Raw genomic sequence first — 6,682 nt, forward strand, 5'->3', positions numbered from 1 at the left:
CTCCTACGGAGCGCACCAATCATACAGCAATTTTTTTCCTGAATAATTGAACAATTCGAATTAATTTAGGCTAAAGAGACTCTCATGGCAAGCAATCCCGTGATGCCCTGTAAATCTTCTACCCTTAAAAGTTCGACATCAGATTTTAAAATATTCTGTTGCTGAAGTCTGTGAATGTACTGTAAATATTCGCGTTGATTTTCTAAACCGAAATAGACGATGGTGATTTTTCCGGGGCAGGTAATTCTTTCGTCAGAATCTTTGATGTGGGCCTTTTCAAGCCTTTTTTTGATGATCTCGAAATTAGAATTAAAAGCGCCGTCTACATCGAAACGTTTTTCATCCATCCGGAAGCGGATGTCTATTTTTTCATTATAAACAAAAATAAGCGAGGCAATATCAAGCGAAACCGGAAGATCTTTTTTAAATAAACGGAACTCATGTTCCATTGTGCAGATTGTTTCGAGCTGCCAATATCTTAATTCGTGAACAATTTTAGCAGAGTAGGGCAATTCGGGAGCAATATTGGGACCGATGTAGAGATTATGCTCAACGCCATCCGATTTGAAACGCTCAAAATAATGCGGAAAAATTTCCTGAGCCGCAACTTGTTTCTGGTCTAAAATATCTGCCAGTTTACGGTTGAGAAGGGTGATAGAATCGTCTAGATTTTTTCTGTTGGCATAAAAAAGATCGTTTTGCGTAAAAACCTGGCTAAAATAGTTTTTAAGCTGATCTTTAATTTCTCCCTCACTTTTCACTTCGAGCTGTCCTTGAAGGTAAGGATGGATTTCTTGGCGCAACAGTCTTTGAAAACGCTGTTCTGTATCTGCTTTTATTTCATTGTTGAGTTCGTTTTCAATAATATCCAAAGCCAAAAAATATTTTTCGGTTTCAGGTGAATTTAAAATTTTCAATACCTCATAAAGCCCGTCAATCTGCTGGTTGAGATCTTCCAGCATTAGCTTAAAACGCTTGTCTGATGAAGATCGAATATCTGAAAAACTGAATAAAGGCGTAAGATTTTTAAACGAAATCTCTTTGAGGGTGTATATTTTTTTGGCTAAATAAGCATTGAAGTAACGTTCTGCTTCATTCCTGAATTTCCAGATCACGCTGTCGTGAATCGTGGTGTATTCACGCTGAATAATCGCTTCAATCTGATTGTTCCTTTCATACGTAAACCTGTTGAGAGAGAAAATAATCATATCGGCAACAAACTCGAGTTTTTTTAGCTTTAAACCATTCAAACTATTAGCGATAGGCGAAGTAAACTCCATCATTGCGAGAAGCGCATTGTCTTTCATAATCGGAATGACCATGAAACTATTGATGTTATTGTTTTTTAAAATGTTGAAGGTCGGCAATTTTTTGATCTCATCATCAAGGTTGTCAACATTAGAAACCACGATAGGTTTTGAATTATAGCTGATGTTTTCGAAAGCTGTTTTCCTTGCTTCTTCATCAAAGGTGTTGATCCAGAAATCAAGAAGATAATTGGTGAAAACATTTTCGTAAATGGGAAGTTTTTCGAGTCTTTTGTTTTTGAGATTAAACAACATCAATCCAAAATTGAGCTCGGGAACATCAAAATAAGATTTAAATATTTCCTTTAAATTCTCATCGGGTGAAGGATTTTCCAGATCAATTTTAATCATGCTCGATTTTAAATCGGATAATGCAACTTCCGAAGTACAGTCGACAAGAGAAATAATGCTGAATCCTTTTAAAACCCAAGATTCTGGCTGGAAATATTTTTTCCAGAGCTGTACATCATCAAGATTTTCAAGGAGCATATCCAAAATATCATCCGACGGAATTTTTGTTCCTTCTGCAGGATAAACATCACTGAAATCTGAGTTGACCGTGATTTTATAATGCTTCATAATTCCCTGTTTATCGGGAATGTCATAATAAAAAGGTACGGTAACTTTAATGTCTTTCTTAAGGTAGGTCTGCAAAATCAGGCAACAGCAAAAGACATAATATTCGTCATCACTGATGTCTCTGAACTCAATCTCAAAATCTTTTCCGGCATCATTCAGAATATTCTGAAATCTTTCGGTATAATTGAACGTAAGATTGGTAAGCGGAATTCCTGCGGCTTTAATTTCATTTCTCGTTAAACCGGTAGGAAAGAGGTCTGCCAACAAAAGCCTGATGAGGTCTTTGTGCTTTTCAAACACCGAAAGATCCTGAAATCCATCTCTTAATTCTTTGAAATTTTTGGTTTTCTCGATCAAAGATTCTGCATAATTGGCACGATACTCTAACCGATCGTTGTACCGGATATGCTCTAACACATCCAAATATTTTTTGAACGATATAAACACCTGAAACGGACTTTCTTTCTTGTAGAGATTTGCCAAAATGTAAGAAAAATTGTGAGGTAAAGGTATGAAAACTATGTAGGAATTGGGTGTTTTTGGGGTGGGATTTTAGTGTTATGCTTAGATGATTTTTAGAATAAAAGAATCCGTCTCGGTTATGAGACGGATTTTTTTTGTAATTACCACACTATATAATCATGTGGGAGTTTTTTATTTAAAGGAACGAGCGTGACGCTCGGATCGGCAGGGGGAGTACTTTTAGCATTGCTTAAAAAAATTATCATATAACTTACACCCGCCACAGCGCCACCAAAAACAGCTCCTTTATGTAATCCTGTAAAAAGTTTTATCCGGTTAAACAAAGCATCAATATCACCTGCGATACCTCCATTCATACTTACTATTAATTACAGCATTTGAAAGTTGCTTGCTGACATTCCTTATTATTCATAATATAAGTTTGTTTGAGGTAAATCCCTAATGCTCTTTTTATTATAAATTATGGAATCTAAAATCTTACTAAAATTAATTATTCTTTTGCCTTTAGTACATTTAATATCAGGATTACTACGATTATATTTAAATAAAAATTCCTTATAATTACCATTTATGCTAATGTTAACATGAACAAATTTTGGGTCTCTTATTGATAAGATATTACATGAAAATTCGCTTGGCAACTCTAAGATAGAATACTGTTCTAATCCCTTAATTATTTTAGTAATTTCTTCTTTATTTAGGGTAATATTTCTTATACTATCACTTCTTTTTGCCTGCTCGTTAGCAGCATAATTTCTAGTAAACAAACCATTTTCAGAATTATAATGGTCTTCTTCTTTCCAGTATTCAAAATGAAAATCTTTATAAATTTTCTGACTGCTATTTTTACATGATATAATAGCGAGCAATAATAAAAGTAAGATATTTTTTTTCATTATTAATATGATAATATTTTATTAAAAATAGGATCAAAAAACTTTAGTAGCTTGTAGAAAGCTGTAGAACCTTGTGAATCTAGTGATAATACACGAGATAATATTTGCCCCTGACTAATTAAATTTAATTGAGGTGTGACAGGCATATTATTTAATTTTACTAAAATCCATTCACTTTCCTTTATTGCCAAATGCTCTAAGTTATTTAGCGTATTCGTCGGATTTTTAAATCTAGCATGAAAAATGAGACCTGATGCGTTATAATATGCATGCGCAGTTTCATGGGCCATTGTTTTAGCTAATAAATATTTATTTTGTACTGCTTTGTAAGAATATGTAATATTAGTTCTATTTTTCCAAAAATTATAGCGAGACACAGCTACATATTCTCCGTCAATTAGCCCTTTTGTATTATAAGAATCATAATCTATTGCTTCAGTTCCTACTCCAAAATTTCCTACTCCAAAATTACTTCGTAAATCTCTAACTCTCTCTACAGGATCTTTTAAATAAAAAGGATCAGTTATATCTATATTTTCACTAGAGCTTATATCATTTATACTCAATTCATGTTTAAACTTAAACCCTGTTCTAGCAAAAGCAGAAATCGTATAAGAAACCGCTGCTACAGCTCCCCCAATCACAGCTCCTTTTGCTAAGCCTTCTAAAAAGTTGGTACCATTGATAAGTGAAGTAACTCCTCCTGCTCCCGCACCAGCTAATGCACCATTGCCGACCATTGCCCAAAACCCTGATGCACTGAAAACCTGTCCTAAGGCACCCGATATAGCTCCTGTCGATGCTCCCAATAATATAGATTTTCCAAAACCTCCCCAGCTGAAATTACCTGTAAAGGCAGCTGAAACTAAATATACAGCAGCTCCAATTGCAGCTCCTATAATGGCTCCGGTTATAGCATATGCGGCAGCAGCTAAAAGGAAACCTGCTTCCCAATATTCCCCACTCGGGTCATTAAATATCAACGGATTGTTCATTACATACCCATACTTATTATAATTTTGAGTATTGTAAGGATCTTGAATATTTTCGTCAGCATTTAAAAATCTTCTGAGTAATGGATCATAAAGCCTTCCGTTCATGTGGATGATACCTATTTCTGCAAAATGCTCGTGAGAAGTATATCCTCTTTCCAGTAATAACGAAGTATTATTAATAATATTTTTATCGGTAATAATCGCCCCGCTACCGATTTTTAAATGAGTGAAATTGCCCCAAGCATCGAAATGTCTATGCTCAAGCTTATTTCCAGCTTCATCGCTTATTGCCAGAATACTTCCTATATAATCTTTATGCAAAAATTTGTAAGAACCGTTGCTCTCTTCAAAGTTTTTCAAATACACAATATTGCTTTCGTAAGGTGTTCCACCGATGTAAATAATGTGTTTTTCTTTACCTGTAGTATTATCCTTCACGACTTCAAAGCTCCCGTCTCCACTATAAAATTTGGTAAACTTGCCATCTCCGTCTGAGCTGAAATTTCCTCCATAGGTTACCCTTTGTCTCATGGCAGTTAAACCATATTGAAAGGCAGCATCGCCTTTTTCACCATCAATAAATACAGGATCATTGTTTTCGTTATAAACAACAGATTGAATTAGATCATTATTGTAATTGTGGGTTCCTTCAGCGTTCAATGTCATCCCTGTCGGCTGATAAATCCTGGCAGAATTTTCAAACTTGATGGTTCCTACCTGATCGTTTTGGGTAATTCTTCCTTTTGCATCATACACATTTCTGTTAGATGATGGTTTTATTCCTGTTACAGGATTCGTCCAATTGATCAATCGGTTATTATCATCATAATCAAAAGTCTCATTAATGCTGAAATCTCCACCCGTTGTTCTGCTATTGAGCTCATTTTTAATTGCATTAAATGAATAAGAAATCTGCAAAATAGAAGGCTTCACTGCTGAGGAATGATTGATGCTGGTTAAAAATCCATTCCCATCATACAGATTATTAACATCGGCTGTTCCTATTTTGGCTTTTAAAACCTGTCCTCTGGCGTTGGTTTCTTTCAGCTCCCACAGGATTTTTCCAGAATTTTTATCTTTTACCTGATACAATTCTCCATTCCACGTACTGTAAATATTTTCTAAGTTAACTTTCGTTAAAATTCCTGAAGAATACAATTGTTTTTCATAAGAAACGACTCTGGCTTTATCATCATAAGTAATCCCTTTCTGGATGAAATACTTACCGTTGCTGCTTTCGGATGAAGACAATACTCTTCCCTGAGGATCGTAAGAAACATTCGAGCTGTATGCTTTGCCTTTGGAGGTTCCAGATTTTGAGATTACCCTTCCTTTGTCATCATAAGAATAGGTAATTGTTTTGTCGGTTGCCGCTCCGCTATCGCTTGTAGAAAGCTCTTTTTGTGTAATAAGCTGTCCTAAATTATTGTATGTATATTCTTTAGTTCCTTTTGGGCTGATAATTTTTTTAGGCTGCCCGAAACCGTCGTATTCATATTTATACAACCCGTTGGAAGGATCGTTAAATTCAGATTTTCTTCCCCAGGAATCATATTTTGTGGTAACAATATTTTCAGCATACTGGGCTTTAATCTGCTCTCCGGCGGCATTGAAAGTGAATTGTATTGTTCCTCCTTTATCATTACTTGAAAGTACATTTCCTAAAGCATCGGTCGTTTTGGAAGTTGTTCTTGCGTAACCATTAAGCTCTTTTATTGTAGTTGTTAGGCCTGAGACACTAGTCTCCATCTGTTTTCCATTGAATGAGGTAGCGGTTACTTTTGTGGGAAAAACAGAATCATCATACGAAATAATATTCCACTGAGAGGCGCTTTGACCTTCAAAATAAGGCTCAGAATCTTTAATTTTTCTTCCTAAAACATCATACTGGGTTTCTGTAGATATATATTGTCCCTGTCCAAAAGCCTTGGTAGAAGCTTTATAATCCTGACCTAATCTGTTGGTATATTTTTTAGAAATATCACCATCAGGATCATTTTGGGTAACAATAATATTTGAATTATTATCTCTTTCATACTGATAAGTAGTTGTCCCTCCTAAATTAGTTTTGGATTTAAGAAGCTTACCCCAGTTATCATAAGTATTGGTAAGAGCATTTCCTAAAGGGTCGGTTTGAGTAAGAATTTGCCCCCAATTATTATAGGTAATATTGGTTTCTAAGCCTAAATTGTCCGTTTTCTTTATTACAAATCTTCCTTTATCATCATAATTTGTTTTTATTGTTTGAGTTTGAGAATCTATACTATTGCTGATGGTTTTTTGAGTAAGGTTTCCAAAACCGTCATAAGCATAAGTTTCTTGTAAATATCCTGAATTATCTCTGTTCCAGGTTTTCAGAGTTTTTAGCTGGTTGTTTTCGTAGGTATATTCTTCTTTTGAAAATTTTGTGTCGCCATAAGCT

4 protein-coding genes are annotated in these 6,682 nt (G+C 34.9%); all 4 read right to left on the reverse strand.

Annotated elements, in window-relative coordinates:
- Positions 1–65: 65 nt before the first annotated feature.
- A complete protein-coding gene (locus tag AB4Y90_RS00350) occupies positions 66–2,369 on the reverse strand; it encodes a GAF domain-containing protein (RefSeq protein WP_441555182.1) in 2,304 nt (767 codons plus the stop codon).
- A 140-nt stretch (positions 2,370–2,509) separates the two neighbouring features.
- Positions 2,510–2,725 carry a hypothetical protein gene (locus tag AB4Y90_RS00355; RefSeq protein WP_441555183.1) on the reverse strand — a complete coding sequence of 72 codons (216 nt, stop codon included), beginning with the start codon at positions 2,723–2,725 and terminating at the stop codon, positions 2,510–2,512.
- A gap of 48 nt (positions 2,726–2,773) precedes the next feature.
- Positions 2,774–3,265: a hypothetical protein gene (locus AB4Y90_RS00360; RefSeq protein WP_441555184.1), complete on the reverse strand. Its 492-nt coding sequence runs from the start codon at positions 3,263–3,265 to the stop codon at positions 2,774–2,776.
- Between the two features lie 2 nt (positions 3,266–3,267).
- On the reverse strand, positions 3,268–6,682 hold a 3,415-nt coding region (locus AB4Y90_RS00365; protein ID WP_441555185.1), incomplete at its 5' end, for an RHS repeat-associated core domain-containing protein.

Origin of the sequence: Chryseobacterium sp. 2TAF14 (genome assembly GCF_052115105.1) — a bacterium.
GTDB lineage: Bacteria > Bacteroidota > Bacteroidia > Flavobacteriales > Weeksellaceae > Chryseobacterium.